Annotated in this window: 19 protein-coding genes and 1 tRNA gene; 8 read left to right on the forward strand and 12 right to left on the reverse strand. The window is 66.6% G+C overall.

The genetic code is table 11. The annotated features are described in order from the left end of the window. The first annotated feature begins 71 nt into the window (after positions 1-71). Entirely contained in the window at positions 72-923 is an 852-nt protein-coding gene (locus J2X41_RS03375) for an arginyltransferase (RefSeq protein ID WP_310079604.1), read from the forward strand. 43 nt (positions 924-966) lie between these two features. Here the strand turns inward: J2X41_RS03375 and J2X41_RS03380 are convergent, their stop codons facing one another. From J2X41_RS03380 to J2X41_RS03390, 3 genes are all read right to left on the reverse strand, one after another. Next, entirely contained in the window at positions 967-1734 is a 768-nt protein-coding gene (locus J2X41_RS03380) for an SDR family oxidoreductase (protein ID WP_310079854.1), read from the reverse strand. Between the two features lie 160 nt (positions 1735-1894). Then, positions 1895-2857: a zinc-binding alcohol dehydrogenase family protein gene (locus J2X41_RS03385; RefSeq protein ID WP_310079606.1), complete on the reverse strand. Its 963-nt coding sequence runs from the start codon at positions 2855-2857 to the stop codon at positions 1895-1897. Positions 2858-2898: 41 nt separating this feature from the next. Then, positions 2899-4212, reverse strand: coding sequence for a serine hydrolase domain-containing protein (locus J2X41_RS03390; protein ID WP_310079608.1), 1314 nt, complete (start codon positions 4210-4212; stop codon positions 2899-2901). A gap of 139 nt (positions 4213-4351) precedes the next feature. Between J2X41_RS03390 and J2X41_RS03395 the strand changes: the two genes are divergently transcribed. Beyond that, positions 4352-4426, forward strand: a tRNA-Thr gene (locus J2X41_RS03395). Positions 4427-4506: 80 nt separating this feature from the next. Here J2X41_RS03395 and J2X41_RS03400 read toward each other — a convergent pair. Further along, a complete protein-coding gene (locus J2X41_RS03400; RefSeq protein WP_310079610.1) occupies positions 4507-7026 on the reverse strand; it encodes a TonB-dependent receptor in 2520 nt (839 codons plus the stop codon). A 372-nt stretch (positions 7027-7398) separates the two neighbouring features. Between J2X41_RS03400 and J2X41_RS03405 the strand changes: the two genes are divergently transcribed. Then, complete coding sequence (locus J2X41_RS03405) at positions 7399-8034, forward strand: TetR family transcriptional regulator (RefSeq protein WP_310079611.1); 636 nt, start codon at positions 7399-7401, stop codon at positions 8032-8034. Between the two features lie 99 nt (positions 8035-8133). Here the strand turns inward: J2X41_RS03405 and J2X41_RS03410 are convergent, their stop codons facing one another. Then, positions 8134-8358, reverse strand: coding sequence for a hypothetical protein (locus tag J2X41_RS03410; protein WP_310079612.1), 225 nt, complete (start codon positions 8356-8358; stop codon positions 8134-8136). A 139-nt stretch (positions 8359-8497) separates the two neighbouring features. After that, complete coding sequence (locus J2X41_RS03415; RefSeq protein ID WP_310079613.1) at positions 8498-8719, reverse strand: hypothetical protein; 222 nt, start codon at positions 8717-8719, stop codon at positions 8498-8500. Between the two features lie 444 nt (positions 8720-9163). On the opposite strand from J2X41_RS03415, the gene J2X41_RS03420 reads away from it, so the two are divergent. The 3 genes from J2X41_RS03420 to arfB are packed head-to-tail and all read left to right on the forward strand — an operon-like array spanning position 9164 to position 10943. Then, positions 9164-10072: an alpha/beta hydrolase gene (locus J2X41_RS03420; protein WP_310079614.1), complete on the forward strand. Its 909-nt coding sequence runs from the start codon at positions 9164-9166 to the stop codon at positions 10070-10072. Next, complete coding sequence (locus tag J2X41_RS03425; RefSeq protein WP_310079616.1) at positions 10069-10524, forward strand: YaiI/YqxD family protein; 456 nt, start codon at positions 10069-10071, stop codon at positions 10522-10524. The genes J2X41_RS03420 and J2X41_RS03425 overlap by 4 nt, the downstream gene beginning before the upstream one ends. Next, positions 10521-10943, forward strand: coding sequence for an alternative ribosome rescue aminoacyl-tRNA hydrolase ArfB (gene arfB / locus J2X41_RS03430; protein ID WP_310079618.1), 423 nt, complete (start codon positions 10521-10523; stop codon positions 10941-10943). Before J2X41_RS03425 ends, arfB begins: the two co-directional genes overlap by 4 nt. A 16-nt stretch (positions 10944-10959) precedes the next feature. On the opposite strand, the gene J2X41_RS03435 is transcribed toward arfB, so the two are convergent. The 3 genes from J2X41_RS03435 to J2X41_RS03445 form a co-directional block, all read right to left on the reverse strand. Then, positions 10960-11484: a MarR family transcriptional regulator gene (locus J2X41_RS03435; protein ID WP_310079857.1), complete on the reverse strand. Its 525-nt coding sequence runs from the start codon at positions 11482-11484 to the stop codon at positions 10960-10962. A 259-nt stretch (positions 11485-11743) separates the two neighbouring features. Further along, a complete protein-coding gene (locus J2X41_RS03440; protein ID WP_310079620.1) occupies positions 11744-11977 on the reverse strand; it encodes a hypothetical protein in 234 nt (77 codons plus the stop codon). A 35-nt stretch (positions 11978-12012) separates the two neighbouring features. After that, a complete protein-coding gene (locus tag J2X41_RS03445) occupies positions 12013-12501 on the reverse strand; it encodes a GcrA family cell cycle regulator (protein WP_310079621.1) in 489 nt (162 codons plus the stop codon). Between the two features lie 291 nt (positions 12502-12792). Here J2X41_RS03445 and J2X41_RS03450 point away from each other — a divergent pair, with 291 nt between their 5' ends. Beyond that, entirely contained in the window at positions 12793-13293 is a 501-nt protein-coding gene (locus tag J2X41_RS03450) for a cytochrome c family protein (protein WP_310079624.1), read from the forward strand. Positions 13294-13410: 117 nt separating this feature from the next. Beyond that, complete coding sequence (locus J2X41_RS03455; RefSeq protein WP_310079625.1) at positions 13411-13770, forward strand: nuclear transport factor 2 family protein; 360 nt, start codon at positions 13411-13413, stop codon at positions 13768-13770. Here J2X41_RS03455 and J2X41_RS03460 read toward each other — a convergent pair. From J2X41_RS03460 to J2X41_RS03470, 3 genes are read right to left on the reverse strand one after another with little or no spacing between them, the layout of a single operon-like run. Beyond that, positions 13767-16121 carry a transketolase gene (locus J2X41_RS03460; protein ID WP_310079627.1) on the reverse strand — a complete coding sequence of 785 codons (2355 nt, stop codon included), beginning with the start codon at positions 16119-16121 and terminating at the stop codon, positions 13767-13769. The genes J2X41_RS03455 and J2X41_RS03460 overlap by 4 nt on opposite strands. Positions 16122-16136: 15 nt before the next feature. Next, positions 16137-19280: an efflux RND transporter permease subunit gene (locus J2X41_RS03465; RefSeq protein ID WP_310079629.1), complete on the reverse strand. Its 3144-nt coding sequence runs from the start codon at positions 19278-19280 to the stop codon at positions 16137-16139. After that, positions 19280-20410: an efflux RND transporter periplasmic adaptor subunit gene (locus J2X41_RS03470; protein WP_310079631.1), complete on the reverse strand. Its 1131-nt coding sequence runs from the start codon at positions 20408-20410 to the stop codon at positions 19280-19282. Before J2X41_RS03470 ends, J2X41_RS03465 begins: the two co-directional genes overlap by 1 nt. Between the last annotated feature and the right edge of the window lie 50 nt (positions 20411-20460).

The following is a 20460-nucleotide window of genomic DNA, read 5'->3' on the forward strand; positions in this document are numbered from 1 at the left end:
CGCGGATGCCGCCTAATCCCTTATCGGCCCAGCATCCAGGGCGTGACGACTAGAGGGATCGGACGCTTTCCGTGACGCAGCATTTTCCGACGCGACAGCTGCGCTTCTTCCTGACGGCGCCCACGCCTTGCCCCTACCTGCCCGGCCGCGAGGAGCGGAAGGTCTTCGCCCACCTGCCGCTGTCCGACGGCCCCACCGTCAACGACAGCCTGACCCAGGTAGGCTTCCGTCGCTCGCAGAACATCGCCTACCGTCCGGCCTGCGAGACCTGCCGCGCCTGCCAGTCGGCCCGCGCCCCGGCCGCCGACTACGTCTTTTCGCGCTCGGAACGCAAGGTCCTGACCCGCAACACCGACCTGGAACGCCACCTGGTCGAGGCCGAGGCCACGTTGGAGCAGTTCGAGCTGCTGCGCCGCTACCTGCTGACCCGCCATGCCGACGGCGGCATGGCCGAGATGACCTGGCCCGACTACGTGGCCATGGTCGAGGACACGGCGGTCCGCACCCACCTGATCGAATACCGCCTGCGACCGCAGGACCGCGGCCCGGGCGACCTGATCGCCTGCGTGCTGGTCGACGTGCTCGCCGACGGCCTGTCGCTGGTCTACAGCTTCTACGACCCCAGCTTGATCAAGCGCAGCCTGGGCTCGTTCATCATTCTGGACCACATCCTCCAGGCCCAGCTGAACGGCCTGCCCTATGTCTATCTGGGCTACTGGGTGCCGGGCAGCGAGAAGATGGCCTACAAGGCCCGCTACTCGCCGCTGGAGATCCTCAAGCCCGGCGGCTGGGCGCTGATGTCGGCCCGCGAGCGCGGCGCTCGCCCGCCCAAGCCGGTGGGCTGCGGCTCCAACGCCGGGGTCGAGCTCAGCGACGCCGAGCCGGCCGAGCTGGGCGGCTTCCCGTCGCCAGGTAAGCCCTAGCTACGCTTGGGAACAGGCGCATGCGCCTGTCCCAGCGGCGACCTCAGCGCGCGAAGCTGACCCCGCCGTCCACGGTGACGGCCGACCCCGTCACATAGTCCCCGGCCCGCGACGCCAGGTAGATCGCCGCGCCCGCCATGTCCTCGGTCGTGCCGATCCGGCCGGCCGGAATGGCCTTGGAGACGGTGTCGGCATGGTCACGGGCGACCTTGTTCATATCCGAGGCGAAGGCCCCCGGCGCGATGCAACTGACCGCGATGTTGTCGGTCGCCAGGCGCAGGGCCATGCGCTTGGTCATGTGCAGCAGGCCGGCCTTGGAGGCGCCGTAGGGATAGGTCTCATCGGTGGTCACCGACTGGCCGTCGATCGAGGCGATGTTGATCACCTTGGCTACGTGATCCTTGCCGGCCGCTCGCAGGTGACCGATCAGGGCCTGGGTCAGGAAGAACGGCGTCTTCATGTTCAGGTCCACGACCTTGTCCCAGCCGCTCTCGGGGAACTCGTCGAACGCCGCGCCCCAGGCCGCGCCGGCGTTATTGACCAGGATGTCCAGCTTGTCCTCGCGCTCGGCGATCCGCGCCACCAGGCCGTTGATGCCTTCCAGCGTCGAGACATCGGCCGGGAGCGAGACGCACTCGCCGATCGCCGACAGCTCCTCGGCCGTGGCGTCGCAGGCGGCCGCCTTGCGGGCCGAGACATAGACCCGGCGCGCGCCATAGGTCAGAAAGCCCTCGGCGATCATCTTGCCGATCCCGCGCGAGCCGCCGGTGACCAGGGCCACGCGGCCCTTCAGGGAAAACAGGTTCTGCATCATGATGGTGTCCTTCAGAAATGGCGGCCGGCGCCGAGCGCGCCCAGCCGCTGGGTGATGTCGAAGGGGCGCTGGCCAGGGGATAGCGGGCGATCCAGCCCATCGGGGCCTGGACGATCGGATATCTGGCGCCCGTATGGGCAAGCCCCCCTGTTGCCGGTCATGGGATCAGCAGCACCCGACCGACGGCCTGGCGGCTCTCGATATAGGCGTGGGCCGCCGCGGCCTCCGAGAGCGGGAAGGTCTTGTCGATCAGCACTTGCAGCTCGCCGCGGGCGGCCTGGTCGATCAGGGTCTGGATCATGTCGTGCACGCGGTCGGTCATGATCTCCGCGCCCAGGAACACGCCGGTCAGGCTGCGGTTGCCGATCATCAGCGACGACACGTCGACCTTGGTCGGCTCGCGTCCCGCCTGGCCAACCAGCGAGATACGCCCCCGATAGCCCAGGGCCAGAATGCTGGCCTGCAGGGTCGGACCGCCGACCGGGTCGACCACCAGGTCCACCCCCTTGCCGCCGGTCAGGGCCATTACCTGCTCGACCACGTCGTCGCGGCCGTAATTGATCCCGTGGTCCAGGCCGAAGGGCTTGAGGCGCTCCAGCCGCGCGTCGCTGGAGGCGGTGGCTAGCACCGTCGCCCCGGCTCGCTTGGCCAGCTGGATCGCCGCGACGCCGACCGCTCCCGCCCCGGCCTGGACCAGCACCGTTTCGCCGGCCTTCAGGTGGCCGGCTCCGAACAGGCATTCGTGCGCCGTGCCGAACGGAACCGGAATGGCCGAGGCCTTCTGGATGTCGAACCCGTCGGGAACCGGCCAGGCGTTGCGGGCCGGCACGCTGCGCAGTTCGGCGTGCGAACCGAAGGCGTTCACAGTGACCACCTTCTGGCCGACCTTCAGGTGCGTGACCTCGGCCCCCACTTCGACGATCTCGCCGGCGGCCTGGTAACCGACGATGTGCGGGCTGCCGGCCATCTGGCCGCCGCCGCGATTGAGGGTGTCGCCGCCCTCGATGCTGACCGCCTCGACGCGGATGACCACGCCGCCTGGGTGGCAGGGCGGATCCGCGACGTCCTCGTACCTCAGCACGTCCGGCGAACCGGTCTCGTAATAGACGGCGGCCTTCATGGCGCACTCCCTGACGCTTGTTCTTGTCGGCCCAACGGGCCCTATTTCGCCGGGTCGACCAGGGCCTGATAGACCAGGGTCGCGGCGTTTTCGTCGATGTGGGCCAGCGCCGGATCGGCCTCCTTGCCCAGGATGTGGATCATGCCCAGCATGAAGAGGTCGTTCTTCGGGTCGATCCAGAACCAGGTGCCGGCCGCCCCGCCCCAGCTATAGGTCCCCTCCCCGCGCAGCGTGCCGGCCCGGGCCGGGTCGGCGACCACCGCAAAGTCGAGGCCGAAGCCGACGCCCCTGGCCGGCGAGAAGGCGGCGCCGGGCGCGGCCATCACCACGTCGGACAAGTGGTTGGACGCCATCAGCTTGATCGTGCCGGGCGCCAGGATGCGCGCCCCGTCCAGCTCGCCGCCGTTCAGCAGCATCTGAGCGAAGCGGGCATAGTCGGTGGTGGTCGAGATCAGGCCGCCGCCGCCCGAAGCGATCGCCGGCGGCATGGTGACGTCCAGCACCATGAAGCTGTCGGCCGGAACCAGTTTCCGCGCCTTGGGATCGATCATGTAGAGCGCCGCCAGACGCTCGCTCTTGGCCGGCGGAACCCAGAAGGCGGTGTCGGTCATCTTCAGCGGGTCGAAAATCCGGGTCTTCATGAAGTCGGCCAGGCTCATGCCCGACAATCGCTCGACGATCAGGCCCTGGATGTCGACCGAGACGCTGTAGCGCCATTCGGTTCCGGGCTGGCTGGCCAGGGGCAGCTTGGCGAGCGCGGCCAGGAACTCGGCCTGGGTCTTGGAGCCCAGCAAGCCGCTGTCGCGATAGGCCTTCTCGACGGGCTGGTCGGTGCGCAGGCCGTAGGCGAAGCCACCGGTGTGGCTCATGATCTCACGCATGGTCGGCGCGCGCGCCGCGGGTTCGGTGACGAAGGTCCCGTCCGGGTTCTGGCTCTTGTAGACCCGCAGGTTGGCCAGTTCGGGCAGGAACTTCGTCACCGGGTCGTCGAGGCGCCACTTGCCCTCCTCGAACAGCATCATCATCGCCACGCCGGTCACGGGCTTGGTCTGGGAGTAGATCCGGAAGATCGTGTCCTTGGCCATCGGCGCGCCGCCGATCGCCGTCCTGCCGAAGGTCTCGTAGCTGACGATCTTGCCGTGGCGGGCGACCAGCGTGATCGCGCCCGGTAGGTGGCCCTGGTCGACCAGGCCCTGCATATAGCCGTCCAGGCGCTTGAGGCGTTCGGGCGAGAAGCCGGTGTTGTCGGGGGCGGCCGGCGCCAGGACCGCGACGGACGCGGCCTTGGGCGCGCTCCACGCTGGCGCGCCGACGAGAGCCAGGGCGGTCATCGCCGCCGCCATCATCACCCGCATTCGCGCTCCCCGTCGAACGATCGTTTGAGGCCACCTTAAACCGGTTTCGCGACACGGCAACTCACGAGGTGAGCGGCCTTGCCCGAGCCCGTCGGTTGCGGCTAAGGAGAACGCCGCCGCCGGATCCCGGCGGACCGGCGCCGGTTTAGCTCAGCGGTAGAGCAGCGGTTTTGTAAACCGAAGGTCGGGGGTTCAATCCCCTCAACCGGCACCACTCTCCTGACGACAAAGCGCAAAAAGACAACCGCCCGATCCGCAAGGGACCGAGCGGCGACATGCGCTCCGACGATGGAATCAGAACGTCTTGCGCAGGGTCACGCCGTAGGTGCGCGGCGGAGTCGGGTAGCCGCTGTAGCTGCCGTCCTGGGCGACGGTCGGGAATGTCGAGATCAGGCTCTCGTCATTGGTCAGGTTGCGCGCCCAGAGGGTGATCTCGACCTGATGGGCGTCATTGGTGACGCCGAGGCTGGCGTTGACGACGTTCTGCCCCCAGCTCGACAGGTTCGGCGGGGTCGTCTCGGTCAGCTGTGTCTTGCTGACATAGTCGTATTCGACGCGCAGATAGCCGGCATAGCCGTTGCCGAGATCATGCGAAACGGTCGCCGAGGTCGAGACGCTCCACTTCGGAATCCCCGCGGGACGATCGCCGGTCAGGTCGCGGAAATTGGGCCGCAGGCCGGTGGCCGGGTTCACCGGACAGCGGGTCGTGTCGTAGTTGACGCAGGCCGCGCCGGTGAACGAGTCATACTTCGGATTCAGGTAGGTCGCCGCCGCTGTCAGCGACAGCCAGTCGATCGGCCGGTAGGCGCTGTCGATCTCGAAGCCCTTCACCGACTCCTCGCCGGCGTTGACCAGGCTGTAGCCGATGCCGGTATAGGCGTTGGACTGGAAGCCCTTGATGGACTGGTCGAAGACCGCGAGGTTCAGGTAGCCGCCCTGGAAGTTGGCCTTCAGACCGGCCTCGTAGACGCTGACGTCTTCCGGCGCGGCGGTGCGGCCTACGCCGTTGGCGTTCGGCGGCCGGCTGTCGGACGACAGGTTGTAGGCCCCCGCCTTCCATCCCGTCGAATAGCTGACATAGGCGTTCACCCAGCCGAAGTCGTAGGCGGCGCGGACGGCGTAGGTGACCTTGTCGCCCTTCAGTTCGCCGGACTCATTGGCGTTGGGGAAGTTGACCGGGCCGTGGGTCGGCGAGTTGCCGTAGTAGAACTGCAGGCTGCCCAGGGCGCCGTACAGATTGCCCGGCAGGCCCAGGGCCGTGAATTGCGGCACGCTCTGCAGGTTCAGGGCCGAGAACGGGTCGCGCAGCACCACGTTCGAAACCACGCGCTTGCGATCATTGAGATACGACAGGCCGCCGGTGATCGTCAGCTTGTCGGTGATCTTGTAGTCGGCCTGACCGAACAGCGAATAGGACCGCTGCTTCATCGCATAGTCGTCGTCGATGCCCTGGCCGGCTTGGAAGTAGGTCTTGCCCGGGACGATCGACGGGGTGGCCAGACTTTGCAGGAACTCCAGCGCGTAGAGATTGGACCGGCCGGTCAGGGCCGGGCGGAGGGCGGGCGGCAAGGCGCCGAGCAGAGCCGCCGGAACCCGGCCGCTCAAGCCTTCGGCATAGGCGCGAATGTCGCCGCCGTAGTCGATCGTCCGGCCCGTATCGAGCTTTTCGTCCTGGTAGAAGCCGCCGACCAGCCAGCTGAACGGTCCATCGCCGCTCGAGGCCAGGCGCAGTTCCTGGGTGAAGGTCTTGATGGTGTTGCCGTCGTCCTTGTTGGCCAGGTCGGCGCCGGTGAAGTCGACGTCCTGGTACGAGGCGCTGGTCTGCTTGCGATAGGCGGTGATCACCGTCAGCTTGGCGAAACCCAGGTCGTGGTCGAGCTGGCCCGAGATCCCCTGCCCGGTTAGACGGTTGGAGGGGTCGGTGTTGAAGACCACGTCGCGGTCGAAGATCTTGCTCGGATCGCCGACCGGCTTGCCCAGGCCGAACGGCGACGGCGCGCCGATAAACTGGGTGGCCGGGCCGTTATAGACCGCGTTCACCGCGCAGCAGACTTCGGTGATCTTGTTGTAGTCGGCGATGATGCGAACCTGGGTCTGATCGGTCGGGACCCACAGCAGGTCGCCGCGGATCGACCAGCGATCGCGATTGTTGACGTCGTTGCCGGTGGTGACGTTGGTCGCATAGCCGTCGCGCTTGTTCACGCTGCCCGACAGGCGCACGGCGACCGTATCGCTCAGCGGGCCGGTGACGGTCGCCTTGACCTGCCGCTGGTCGTAATTGCCCAGGCTGACCTCGGCCTTGCCGCCGAACTCGAACTGCGGCTGCTTGGTCACGATGCTGATAGCGCCGGCCGAGACGTTCTTGCCGAACAGCGTCGACTGCGGTCCACGCAGCACTTCGACGCGCTCCACCTCGGGCAGGTCGTCCAGGGCGGCGGCCGAGCGTGAGCGATAGACGCCGTCGATGAAGACGCCGACAGAGCTTTCGATGCCGTCGTTGCCGTTGCCGTTGCCGAAACCCCGGATGACGAAGTTGGTCTGGCTGGCGGCGTTGAGCTGGGTGACCTTCAAGGATGGCACGACCGACTGCAGGTCAATCAGGTCTCGGATCTGGGCGCGCTCGATGGTCTTCTGGCCCGTCACCGCCACCGAGATCGGCACGTCCTGCAGCGTCTGCTCGCGCTTGGTCGCGGTGACGATGACTTCCTCGACGGTCGAGGCGGTGTTGGCGGGCGGTGTCTGACCCTGCGCCAAGGCAGGCCCGGCCACGGCCAAGGCCAGCAGCGACGCGCCGACGAAATGCACCTTCTTCACGTTATTCTCCCTGGATCTTGTTCTTGTCGTTTTGAATGGGCGATGCGCATGCCGAGGCGATCCGCGTCGATGCGGCCACTTCGGCGATCCTAAATTCGGTTGAGCGGTACGGTGGCCAGGTCGCTACCCTTGAGGGAGCGCGAACGCGGCTCTGCATGGCGTTCGCAGCCATCTCTGTTTCCCCCCAGGCGCGGCCCCTGTCTCGGGGCTTCGCGTCGTTAGGCGCGATTCTAGTACACCCCCGATATTCTAGGGCAAGTTAGAAAATATAGGACGAAACAGAACGCCGTCTTCAACCCGCTTGCTCAGGAAGACGTCCGACCGCTACCACTGCGGAAGTTCCGTGAAGAGAACATCAGAGGGAGGGGAGCCTTGACCGGCGAAGACGACATCGTCACGGCCGCGCCGGACTGCCAAAGATCGCTGTCCCAGAGCCTTAAGTCGGCCAAGAAGCGGGACGCCATTCTCCGGGCGGCCACGGAGATCATCAACATCAAGGGCTATGCCCTGGCCACCATGACCGAGATCGCCGCCGCGCTCGATCTACGCGACGCGGCGCTCTACTATTATTTCCCCAACAAGCAGGCGCTGGTCTTCGCCTGTCACCAAAGCTCGCTGGAGCGCTTCGACCGGGTCTTGAGCGAAAACATCGCCGATGGCGTAACCGGCTTCGAAAGGCTGGAACGGTTTTTGAGAGCCCTGCTCGTGGAGTCCGCCCGGAATGGGCCGCTGCTCTATTTCGGCGATCGATCCTATCTGGATGAAGACCAGCGCGAGGCGATCGCCGCCTGCAGCGAACACCTAACCCGCCGCCTGGAACGGGTCATACAGGACGGCATGGACGATGGTTCGATCGTCCCATGCGAGTCGTCGTTGGTCGTGCAGTTGCTGCTGGGCATGCTGATCTGGCTGGCCAAGTGGGCGCCGACCGTCGAGGGCGTGACGGTCGACCGCCTGATGGCGGCGATCGGCCTAGTCGGCCTGCGAGGCCTGAAGACCACCGTCTAGAGCAAGCCGCGCGATATAAGAATCGCTCGGCTTGCTCTAGATTTTTGTTCTCGCATCGCTTTTGCGGAAAACCCGGCATCCACTTTTTCGCGCGATGCTCTAGGCGCCCAGCAGCGCCTCATAGCGGGCGACGTTCTCGGCCAGCCATTGCCGCAGCCGCTCAAGTTCACCGATGTGGACGTGGGTTTCGTCCTCCACGGAGCCGTCCTCGGTCCGTGCGCCCACTTGCAGTTTGCCGCTGCGCAGGGCCTCCAGGCGCTGATCGAGCGCCTCCTGCTCGGCCTTGTGTCGCTCGACGACGCGATTGATTTCGGCCTTGTCCATACCCGGGTCTCCACTAGGGCCATCGTTCGATCGACGACCAAGCCGCTTAGAGCCCGAGTTTACGGCGCGCGCCGGGGCGCGTCGATCAAACTATGATGCGCAGGCCTGTCCAGACGCCCGCCCCGCCCGGACAAAGGTTCTAGTTTCGCACCCAGTGGCAAACCTTCTGCTTTTGGCCGTGATGGCGCTCCCACTTGCAAACCTTGTGCCCGTGGCAATGATGCGGATCTCGCCCGCTCGCCGACGCGGGCGCCGCGATGGTTAGGCTCAGGGCGGCGACGGTCACGGTGGCGGCTCCGAACAGTTTGGCGAAGGTCATGTGCGTCTTGATCTCCCAGACGTGACGACCGAAAGCGGTCACGGGCACAGTCCCAGGGGGATGTTGTCGCGATATTGCGATGTGTTTCCAAGCCGTCGGACCATGCCGCCGCCCGGCCACCAAACAGCCAAAAAAAGCCCGGCACGAAGGCCGGGCAGTCATTAGGGAGGAAACGCCCAGGAAGGGCAGGAGCGCCAAGGGCGGCTCCACGGGTTGATAACTAGTGCGCCGAAATGGCCAATCAAGGGCAAGACCGCCACGCCTCAAGGTGAAGCTGTGGAGAACGCCTGTTTGTATGCATCGCGTGCAACCGCGTGATCGGCGCCCAAACCCTGAGCGAAAACCTAGGCCCGGAGAGCGAAGGAAAAGGCCGCGAAGAAGCGAAGGCAGGTCTGATCGCAGGTCGATTCGCCGACAGAGCTCGACGTGGACAGCCGAACTAGCGCCGGCTAAACCTTCAGCGCTCGACGGCCAAGGTAAAGACCGATGAACGCGCCCCTGACCAGCGTCTTCGCCGAACGGGTGACCGGCGCCCACCGCTTCGGCCTCGAACGTGTCCGCCGCGCCGTTCGCTTCGCCGTCGCCCACCGCGACCGCAAGCTTCCGCGCCTCGCACAGATCCGCAACCTCGACTATCCCGCCGCCAGCGGAAAGCGCGCCGCCCGGCTCTATGTGCCCCTCCACGCCCCCGCCGTGGGGCCCGCGATCCTGTTCTTCCATGGCGGCGGCTTCGTGATTTCGGACATCGAGACCCATGACGCGCTCTGCCAGCGTCTGGCCGACGCCGCGGGTGTCCGCGTCGTGTCGGCCGCCTACGGCTTGGCGCCCGAACACCCCTTCCCCTCGCAGATCGACGACGCCCGAGCCGCCTTCGCCTGGCTGCTGGACCAGGCCGCCGAACTTGGCGTCGATGTCGACCGCATCGCGGTGGCCGGCGACAGCGCCGGAGCCTATCTGGCCGCCACAGTGGCCAACGAAGCCAACACCCGTCGTCCCGGCGCGGTAAAGGCTCAGGGCCTGTTCTACCCCCTCGTCCACCTGGACGACGAGATCTGGGCCCAGACCCTGCTGCGGGACGCCCGGCTGATCGGAAGGCTCGCCGTGGCCTATATCAACGCCCAACTTGCCCAGGCTCGCGCCCCTTCCCTGCTGGAGGCCGTCGGCTCGGCCACGCCGCCGACCTTTCTGGTTAGCGGCGCGGGGCTCGACCCGGTCCGCCCGGACGCGATGACCTACGCCCAGGCTCTGGAGACGGCGGGCGTGCCGGTGGAACTACGGGCCTATCCGGGCCAGGCCCATGGCTTCGTCAACTTCACCCATGTGCTGCCGGTGGCCGTCGAAGCCGTCGCGGCGCTTGGCGCCCGGTTGGGGAAGGCGCTACGAGACGGCGCATGACCGTTCTCTACATCGACGCCGACGCCTGCCCCGTGAAGGACGAGATCTACAAGGTCGCCGCCCGCTATGGCCTGAAGACCTTCGTGGTCTCCAACAGCTGGATTCGCGTCCCCTTGACGCCCGCCATCGAGCAGATCGTGGTCGACGCCGGCCCCGATATCGCCGACGACTGGATCGCCGAGCGGGCTGGCCCCGGCGACGTGGTGATCACCAACGACATTCCGCTGGCCGATCGCGTGCTGAAAGCCGGCGGCCAGGCCTTGGGCACGACGGGCCGATTGTTCACCCTCGACACCATCGGCTCGGCCCTCGCCTCGCGGATGATCGGCGAGCATCTAAGATCGATGGGCGAGGTCACCAGCGGTCCAAAGGCCTTCGGTCCGGCCGACCGGTCCAAATTCCTGCAGGCGCTGGACACCGCGGTGGTCAAGGCCAGGCGTATGGTCCGATGATCGAGATCACCTCCTGGCTGCGGATCGAGGACGACGAGATCGTCGAAAAGGCCACCCGCGCCTCGGGCCCTGGCGGCCAGCATGTAAACAAGACCAGCACGGCGATCGAGCTGCGCTTCGACGTGCGCAACTCCCCCACCCTGCCCGACGAGGTCAAGACGCGGCTCGAGGCCCTGGCCGGCAGCCGCCTGACCCAGGACGGCGTGATCGTCCTGTTCGCCCAGGGCAGCCGCTCGCAGGAAATGAACCGGCAGGAAGCCCGCGACCGGCTGGTCGAGCTCATCCGCCGCGCGACGGAAAAGCCCAAGCCCCGCCGACCGACCAAGCCGACCTATTCCAGCAAGCTCAAGCGGCTGGAGACCAAGGGCAAACGCGCCGGCATCAAGAGCCTTCGGGGAAGACCTCGCGGCGACGACTAGACCCGAAGTTCGCCCGTCAACCCCGGTTCCAGGCCGGTTCTACGGGACCGGGTCCGAAAGACAGCACTTCGTGCTTCCACTCCGGCTCGGTGATCAGCCCGCCCAGGATCTTTTGAAGATAGGTCGCCAGATTGACCTGCTCCTCTTCGGTCAGCTCGGCGCAGACCTCCTGGTTGATCGGGTGAATGTCCTCGCGGATTCGTCCCAGGACCGCATGACCTTCCGCCGTCAGACGGACCACCACCTTGCGGCGGTCCGACGCCTGGGCCCCGCGCTCGACCAGACCTTCACGGATCAGACCATCGACCGAACGGGTCAAGGTCGTACGATCCGCTGCCGACAGTCGCGCCAGGCGCGTCATCGAACATTCGCCGAACCGCGCCAGCGAAGCCAGCGCCACCCACTTGGCGAAGCTCAATCCATGCTGCGCGATACAGTCGGCCGCCAGGGCGCGCCTATGTTGCTCAGTCTGGTACATCAGATAGCTGACATAGGTCGGCAACGGCAAACCGCGGCCCTCCCCTTGCTTCTGCTCTGACATGGTTCCCCCCACGCCAAATGGCGCGCTTACATGTCACACGCGGAAGCCACATACAATCACGGCTCCGCTTATCCGCGCGCGAACGCACGCGTCTGCATGCTTTTGGAACTCGACGCCGTTCCCCCTGGCGTGAACAATGGCGAACATCGTTCGATCGTGGCTAACGTCGCGTCGAACATACGGTTCCAGACGAAACAGCCTCCGCGAACAAAGTTCGCGGAGGCTGTGTATTTCTCGCCCATGGCGCCTGAAAAATGGATCAGGCGGCGCGGCTGGCGATCGCTTCCGGCATCGTCGCATTGCGCGCCCGAGCTCGGGTCAGCCAGTCGTCGGGATAGGTCTCGCGCACCACGATCGACTTGAACTGACCGACGGGGATGCGGGTGTGCTCGCCGGGATTGAGATCGCGCGACACAGAATGGCCGGCGAACTCTTCGATGATGGTGATCACCTGGCTGCTGCCAGCTGTGTTCTCGATCAAGACCATGTTCATTGGAAAGTGTCCTGGTGTTCTGGCTTCGTCGACGGTCAGGCGGTGTGGCGTTCGATCCGGGCGGCTGGGCGGGCCCATGCCTTGACGTCCGATGGCGAAACCAGCTTGCGGAAGGCGCCGCGGGCGTGATCGTCGCAATAGGAGCCGCGGGCGGTCTTCTCACGGCCGCAGAAGCCGAAGTCGTGGGAGTCAGGATTGCCGATCGGCCAACGGCAGGAATGGATCTCCAGGCCCAGGATGTTCGCGGTCGGCGCCATCTCGGCGATCTCGAGCAGACGAAGAGCGGGACGCTGGGTGGCGGCGGCGTCGCGAACCACACGGGCCCGGGGTTGGGCTCGAACGGCGGTGCGCATGGCGGCGCGTTGGCGGGTGGGGACTTCTCGGACCGTGATGCCCAGACGGTGCACCTTGCCGATCACCGCGCTACGGCTGACGCCGCCCAATTGCCGCGCTACTTGGCTCGCGCTCATACCCTCGAGCCACAGCTTGCGAAGCGTGGCGGTGCGCTCTTCGTTCCAGTCCATGATCCGTTTTCCTACCCGGTCGCCGGAGCAGCCCCTCCGGCGCTTTCTGGGTACGTTTATGGTTAATTCTGGTCAATTTTTTATGTGCAGACCCACGGTTTGTAATCGGGCATTTTGCTTTTACATTCTGTGAGATAACGCGCGTTGTCGCAGGGCGTTCTCTGAAACGTGGCGAGACCTTGACCGGATAACAGCGTTATATATTGGATGCAGGACCCACAGTTGGGCCAGAAAATGAATGCGGCGCCACGCCGCACAGCTTGCGGCATAATGTCAGTCGGGAATTAGTGGATGCGTCAGTTTCAACTCGCCGTCGCGACGGTCGCCTGCGTTCTTTTGGTTGGTTGCTCGAAGCCCAGCGGGGAGGCTTCCGACAGCGGATCAGCCGTTTCGACGCCGGCGGCGACGCCGAACGACGCGGAAAAGCAGGCCTTGCTGGCTGCGCTCCCCGCCCCCTACAACACCGGCGACCTGATGAACGGCCAGAGCAAGTTCGCACTCTGCCGCTCGTGCCACACCATCACCGAAGGGGGCCCCAACATGACCGGTCCCAACCTCTATGGCGTGTTCGGTCGCAAGGCGGGCAGCAAGCCTGACTACAAGTATTCGCCTGTCGTCGCAGCCGCTGGGTTCGACTGGGACGCCGAGCACCTCGACAAGTGGCTGGACAATCCACGCGGCTTCATGCCGGGCACCAAGATGACCTTCGCGGGACTGCACGATCCCAAGGACCGCATAGATCTGATCGCCTATCTAAAGGTCGAGACTGGCTACAAGCCTCCGAAAGGCTGATGGGCGAATAACCATGGAAGACGCGCATGCGCTGCCGACCAAGGTCCGTCCAACACCCCGCCAGCGGGATTTCACCGCTCGTTTCGCCGTGCCGACGCTTGGCGGCGAGGCCTGACGATGGCCGACGCCCGCGACATTGTCGTTCGGCTGCACGAAGCGATCGGCCGTCGCGACGCCGACGCAGCGGCGTGCCTTTTTCACCCCCAGGCTCGATTCCGGAACTATTTGGATGAGGGCGAGGTGATCGGACGGAATGACGTGCGAGCCTTTTACCGAAAGCTGTTTGAAACCCTCGCGCCGAATATCGACTTGATTTCGGTGCGAACCTTGGCCGATGGCCGCGTTCAGGCCGAACTACAAGTATCCGTCCATGATCGCTCGGGTCGCCTCTGGTCAGACAGCCGTGTCACAGCAACCTATGCGATCCGCGACGGCCTGGTTGAGAGCGTCGACTTAGGCCCCGATCGCCCCGCCTAGATCAGCAGGTCGGCGCAGGCGTCGAGGATGGCGTCGGCGTTCAGACGGTACTTGGCGTAGAGATCCGGCAGGTCACCTGACTGGCCGAAAGCCTCCAGCCCCAGCGCCCGCAGCCGCATGCCGCGCACCGAGCCCAACCAGGACAGCGTCGAGGGGGCGCCGTCGATTACCGTCACCAGACCGGCGTCACGGGATAGCGGTTCCAACAAGGTTTCGATCGTTGAAACACGCGGCTTGTCGTTCGTCCAACGCGAGCGGCCCGCCGCGGTCCAGTCACGGTGCAGGACGTCCGCCGAGGTTACCGCCAGCAGGCCCGCACCCGGCTCGTCCTCCAGCACCGCCTCAAAGGCCGCGAGGGCCTCCGGGGCCAGTGCGCCGGCATAGGCGATGGCCAGGCGCGCGCCGGCCGCCGGCGGACGCAACCAGTAGGCGCCCTCGACCACACCCCCGCGCCAGGCGTCGTCCGACCGCTCCGGTTGGGTGATCACGCGGGTCGAGAGCCTCAGGTAGGTCGAGGCGCCCTGCTCAGCCTGAATCTGGCCGAAGGCGTGGGCCATCAGCACCGCCGTTTCGTCGGCGAAGGCCGGCTCGTAGCTGTCCAGGCCCGGCTGGCTCATGCCGATCAACGGCGAGCCGATGGACTGGTGCGCGCCGCCTTCGGGCGCGAGCGTCAGCCCCGAAGGCGTGGCCACCAGCAGGAAGCGGGCATCCTGATAGCAGGCGTAGTTCAACGCATCGAGGCCACGGGCGATGAACGGGTCGTAGAGCGTGCCGACCGGAAACAGGCGCTCGCCGAACAGCGGCGCGGTCAGGCCCAGGGCGGCCAGGGCGATGAACAGGTTGTTTTCGGCGATGCCCAGTTCGATGTGCTGACCGGTCTCGCCCTTGGACCAGACCTGGGCCGAGGGGATCCGCCGGCGCTTGAAGACGTCCTCGTGCGCCCGGCGTTGGAAAACGCCCCGACGATTGACGAAGCCGCCGAGATTGGTCGAGACCGTGACGTCGGGCGAGGTCGTCACCACGCGGCCAGCGAACTCGTCGTCCCGGCGGGCGATCTCGAACATCACCTTGCCGAACGCCGCCTGGGTGGACTGCTCGCCGCCTCCAGCGACCGGGACCAGCAGGTCTTCGGCGGTGGGGATCGCGATGAACGGCGCGACGTGATCGCGCTCAACTTGGGCGGCGAAAGGCGCGCGGGCGACTAGGCCCTTCAGCGCGGTGTGCTCAGCGGCGGACAGGCCCGACAGGGCGTCCCATTCCTCGCCCTCGACCACGCCCAACCGCTTGCGCAACTCGGCGATCTGGGACTCGGTCATCAAGCCGGCATGGTTGTCCTTGTGCCCCTGGAACGGCAGGCGCAGGCCCTTGACTGTGTAGGCGATGAAGAAACGCGGGGCGTCGTCCTGGCTGGCCCGTTCGAAGGCCTCCAGGATGGTTTCCATGCAGTGGCCGCCCAATTCCGTCATCAACTCGCCGAGGTCGACGTCCTTGTAGGTCGCGACCAGCTTCAGAGCGGCGGCGTCTTCGGCCAGGTCGGTGTTCAGCCGCTCGCGCCAGGCGGCTCCGCCCTGATAACTGAGCGCCGCATAGAGATCGTTGGGCGCGGTCTCGATCCAGGCCTTCAACGCCTCGCCCCCGGGCTTGGCGAACGCCTCCCGCTGACGCCGGGACCACTTCAGTGTCTCGACAGTCCAGCCCGCGGCTTCGAAGATCTCGCCGTAGCGGGTGAACATCCGGTCCTGGGTGGTCGCGTCCAGGCTTTGGCGGTTGTAGTCGCCGATCCACCAGGTGTTGCGGATGTCGTGCTTGCAGGCCTCGATCAGGGCTTCGTAGATGTTGCCCTCGTCCAGCTCGGCGTCGCCCAGCAGCGAGATCATCCGCCCCATCCGCTCAGGCTTCACCGCCCCGCGCGCCGCCAGATAGTCCTGGGTCAGCGAGGCGAATGCGGTCATCGCCACGCCCAGTCCCACCGAACCGGTCGAGAAGTCGACATCGTCGGTGTCCTTGGTTCGGGACGGATAGGACTGGGCGCCGCCCAGGGCGCGGAAAGCCTTCAGCTTCTCCAGGCTCTGGCGACCGAACAGGTGCTGGATGGCGTGGAACACCGGGCTGGCGTGCGGCTTGACCGCCACCCGGTCCTGCGGCCGCAGCGCCTTCATGTAGAGCGCCGTCATCAGGGTGGTCATCGAGGCGCAGGAGGCCTGGTGCCCACCGACTTTCAGCCCGTCGCGGCTCTCACGCAGGTGGTTGGCGTTGTGGATCGTCCACGAGGCCAGCCAGAGAATGCGTTCCTCGATGCGTCGCAGAAGCGCAAGCTCCTGCCGCTTCGCCGCCAATACGGCTTCAGCCATGCTTCCTCACCCAGTTCAGACGGGTGAGGCATGCCCCTCCCCGCTCTTCTCGCGGGCTTCATAGTCCTCGATCTGCCGAGAAGTCCACTCCGGAGACTTCGTGAAGCGGGCCAGCAGGTTGTAGAACACCGGCACCACGAACAGCGTCAGCAGGGTCGCGAAGATCGCGCCGGTGAAGATCACCGCCCCGATCGTCTTGCGGCTGCCCGCGCCGGCCCCGGCCCACAGCATCAGCGGCAAGGCGCCCATGGCGGCCGAGATCGACGTCATGATGATCGGACGCAGGCGCAGCGCCGCCGCTTCGATCACGGCCTCGCGCACCTTCAAGCCCTCGTCGCGCAGCTGGTTGGCGAACTCGACGATCAGGATCCCGTTCTTGGCGGCGATGCCGACCAGGATGATCAACCCGATCTGGCTGTAGGTGTTGATCGTCGAGCCGGTGATCAGCAGACCGAACAGACCCCCCAAGGCCGCCAGCGGCACGGTCAGCATGATGACCGCGGGGTGGATCCAGCTCTCGAACTGCGCGGCCAGCACCAGGAAGACCAGCAGCAGCGCCAGGCCGAACGCCAGGCCCACCGCGCCAGAGGCTTCCAGATAATCCTTGGCCTGGCCGCCCCACTTGACGCTGACGCCGGGCGTAGGATGAGCGGCGGCCTGGTCCTGGAAGAAGGTCACGGCGTCGGCGACCGTATAGCCGGGGTTCAGCTGGGTGGTCAGGGTCACCGACCGCAGGCGATCGACGCGCGGCCGATCGGGGGTGTCGCCGCGCAGCTCGGTGGTGACCACCGTCGACAACGGCACCAAGGCGCCCGACAGAGTCCGCACCTGCAGACGGTTGAGGTCCTCGATGCCGCGACGCTGGTCCAGCGCCGTCTGCAGGATGACGTCGTATTCCTGGCCGCTCTTGATGTAGGTGGTCACCTGGCGCGAGCCGAACATCGTTTCCAGCGCCCGGCCGATGGACCGGGGCGAAACCCCCAGGGTCGCGGCCTTGTCGCGGTCGATCTGCACCGACAAGCGCGGCGCCGTCGGCTCGTAGTCGAGGCGCGGCCGCGACAGCCCCGGATTGGCCTGGGAGGCGCTGAGGATGGGCTTGAGCCAGTTGGCCAGCTGGACGTAGTCGTTGCCCACGGCGATCAGGTCGACGTTGGTGCCGCCACCACCGCCTCCACCGCCGCCACGCTGGAACGCGCCGCGCACCGAAGCCACGGCCCGGACGCTGGTGATCTTCGAGAGACTCTTGTTGAGCTCGGCGGCGACGTCGTCGGCGGACTTGTTTCGCTCGCCCCACGGCTTGAGCGCGATAACCGCGTTGCCGGTGTTGAATTGGTTCTGGCCAAAGCGCGGCACGGTGATGATCGTGCGTTCGGCCACCCCGTCCCTCCGATACTGGTCGAGGATCTTCTCGATCCTGTCGGCGACCCTCACCGTCGCGTCGAAGCCGCTACCCTCGGGGCCGTTGATCGTCACGTCGACGCGTCCGCGGTCCTCGGCGGGCACCAGCTCCTGCGGCAGCAGGGCGAACAGGCCGCCGGCGCAGACCGCCAGGACCAGCACCGACAGGCCGGTGACCAAGGTGGCCGAACCTTTGCCGAGCAGGCCTTCCAGCGAGTGGCGATAGCTGTCCTTCAGCGCGTCCATGGCGCGGTCCACCCGGCGCGACAGCCAGTTGGCGTTGGCCGGCCTGAGCAGCTTGGAGGCCATCATCGGCGACAGGCTCAACGCCAGCAGCGCCGAAAAGCCCACGGCGGCGGCGATGGCCACGGCCAGCTCGACGAACAGCCGGCCGATATAGCCGGGCAGGAACATCAGCGGGGCGAACACCGAGATCAGCACCACGGTGGTGGCCACCACGGCGAAGAACACTTGGCGGGTGCCGCGCAGGGCCGCCACCGGCGCGGGCTCGCCCTCGTCGACGCGACGCTGGATGTTCTCGACCACGACGATGGCGTCGTCGACCACCAGGCCGACCGCCAGAACCAGGGCCAGCAGGGTAAGCAGGTTCAGCGAAAAGCCCAGCGGGGCCAGCACAATGAAGGTCGATAGGATACAGATCGGCGCGACGATCGACGGGATAAGGGCCGAGCGCCAGCTGCCCAGGAACAGCAGGTTGACCAGGGCGACCAGGGCGATCGAGATGCCCATGGTGATCCACACCTCGTGGATCGCCTCTGCGGTGAACACCGAGTTGTCGATCGCCACGATCATCTTGGAGCCGGCCGGCAGGGTCTTGTTGATCGTCTCGACTTCCTTGCGGACCGCCTCCGAGATCGCGACGTCGTTGGCCTGCGACTGGCGGGTCAGGGCGATGCCGACCTGGTTGACGCCATTGCCCCGGAACAGCTTGCGGCGTTCGTCCGCGCCTTCCTCGACCCGCGCCACGTCGCCCAGGCGGACCACGAAGCCGTCGGCGTTCCCGGCGCGCAGGGGCAGCTTCAGGAAGTCCTCGGGCTTGGAATAGGCGCGGCTGACGCGGATCGTGAAGTCCTTGGTCGCCCCTTCCAGCGCGCCGGCGGGCAGTTCCACGTTCTGGGCGTTCAGCGCGTTCTCGACGTCGTCGACGGTCACGCCGCGGGCGGCCATCGCGTCGGCGTCCAGCCAGATGCGCATGGCGTACAGCGGCGCGCCGTAGAGGTTGGCCTGGGCCACGCCGGGGATGGTCGACATCCGCTCGACCAGATAGCGGTCGGCGTAGTCGGCCAGCTCCAGGGTGCTGAGCGTGCTCGAGGTCAGGTTCAGGACGATGATCGGCGAGGAGTCGGCGTTGGCCTTGGCGATCTGCGGCGGGTCGGCCTGATCAGGCAGGTTCGCCGCCACCCGGCTGACCGCGTCGCGCACGTCGTTGGCGGCCGCGTCGAGATCGCGGTCGAGGGTGAAGGTGATGGTGATCTGCGAGCGGCCGTCGCGCGAGGAGCTGTTGACCCGGTCGATGCCCTGGATCCCGGCGACCTGTCGCTCGATGATCTGGGTGATCCGCTCCTCGATGACCTCGGCCGAGGCGCCGCGATAGGCGGTCGAGATCGACACCACCGGCGGATCGACGCTCGGCAGCTCGCGGATCGGCAGGCTCTTGAAGGCGGCCAGGCCGATGACGCAGAGAATGATGGCGGCGACCGCGGCGAAGACCGGGCGGCGGACGGAAAGGTCGGAAAGCATCAGCCGGCCTTCTGCTTGCGATCACCCTGGCCAGCTTGAGGGCCGCCCTGAGGCTTGCCGCCGCCGACGCTGACCGGCGCGCCGTCCTGCACGCGGTTGAGGCCGTCGCCAACGATCTTGTCGCCCGCCTTCAGGCCCGAGGTGATTTCGATGAAGCCGTCGGCGTCGACGCCGGTCTGCACCGAGGCGCGGCGCGCGACCAGGCCCTTGGGTCCCTTGGCGATCAGGAACACCGAAGCCTGGGCGCCCTCGAACTGCACGGCCGCCTCGGGAACGGCCACGCCCTGGTGCTGCCCCTGGTCGATGCCGACCTTGATCAGCATGCCGGGCTTGAGACGACCATTGGCGTTGGGAAACTCGGCACGCGCCTTCAGCGCGCGGGTCGCCGGATCGATGCGCGTGTCGATCTGGGCGATGCGGCCCGTGAACATCTCGCCCGGCAGGGCGTCGGGCTTGGCGGTGATCGCCAGGCCCTCGCGCAGGATCGGCAGGTAGCGGTCGGGCACGGAGAAGTCGACACGGATCAGCGAGACATCGTCCAGGCTGACGATGGGGGTTCCGGGGCTGATCAGGGCTCCTGGGGCGATGTCCGAAATGCCCACCCGGCCCGAGAACGGCGCGCGGATGACCTTGTCCAGCTTCTGGGCGCTGGCCGCCGCCAGGGCGGCTTTGGCTGTGTCGCGCGCGGCCATGTATTGCTCGGCCGAAGCACGCGGAGCAATGCCGCGCTCGGCCAGGGTCTTCCATCGCGTATATTCGCGTTCGGCCTGGGCTAGCTGCGCCTGAGCCTCGGCGATGCCGGCGGTCTCCTGGTCGGCCTTCAGCTCGACCAGCACCTGCCCCTTGGTGACGGCCTGCCCATCGCTGAAGTGAACGGCGGTGATCAGTTCGGCCGTGTTCGAGGTGAGGGTGACCGACTGGCGGCCCTTGGCGACGCCGAGCACTTCGATCCGATCGGTGAAGGCGCGTGGCTGGACGACGACCTGAGACACCGGGGTCGCCCGTCCACCGCCGGCCGGGCCGCCCTGCCCTGGCGCCTTGCCGCCGAAAGCCAGTTTCAAGCCGCCAGCCACCAGCATCAGCAGAACAGCGACGACCGCCGCGACGAGAAAGAAGTGTCTGCGGATCACGAAAGGCTCCGGGCGCCGGGAAAGAACGGCTCAGCTAATACAAAGCGGCT

The organism is Caulobacter sp. BE254, assembly GCF_031457295.1.
Lineage (GTDB): Bacteria > Pseudomonadota > Alphaproteobacteria > Caulobacterales > Caulobacteraceae > Caulobacter.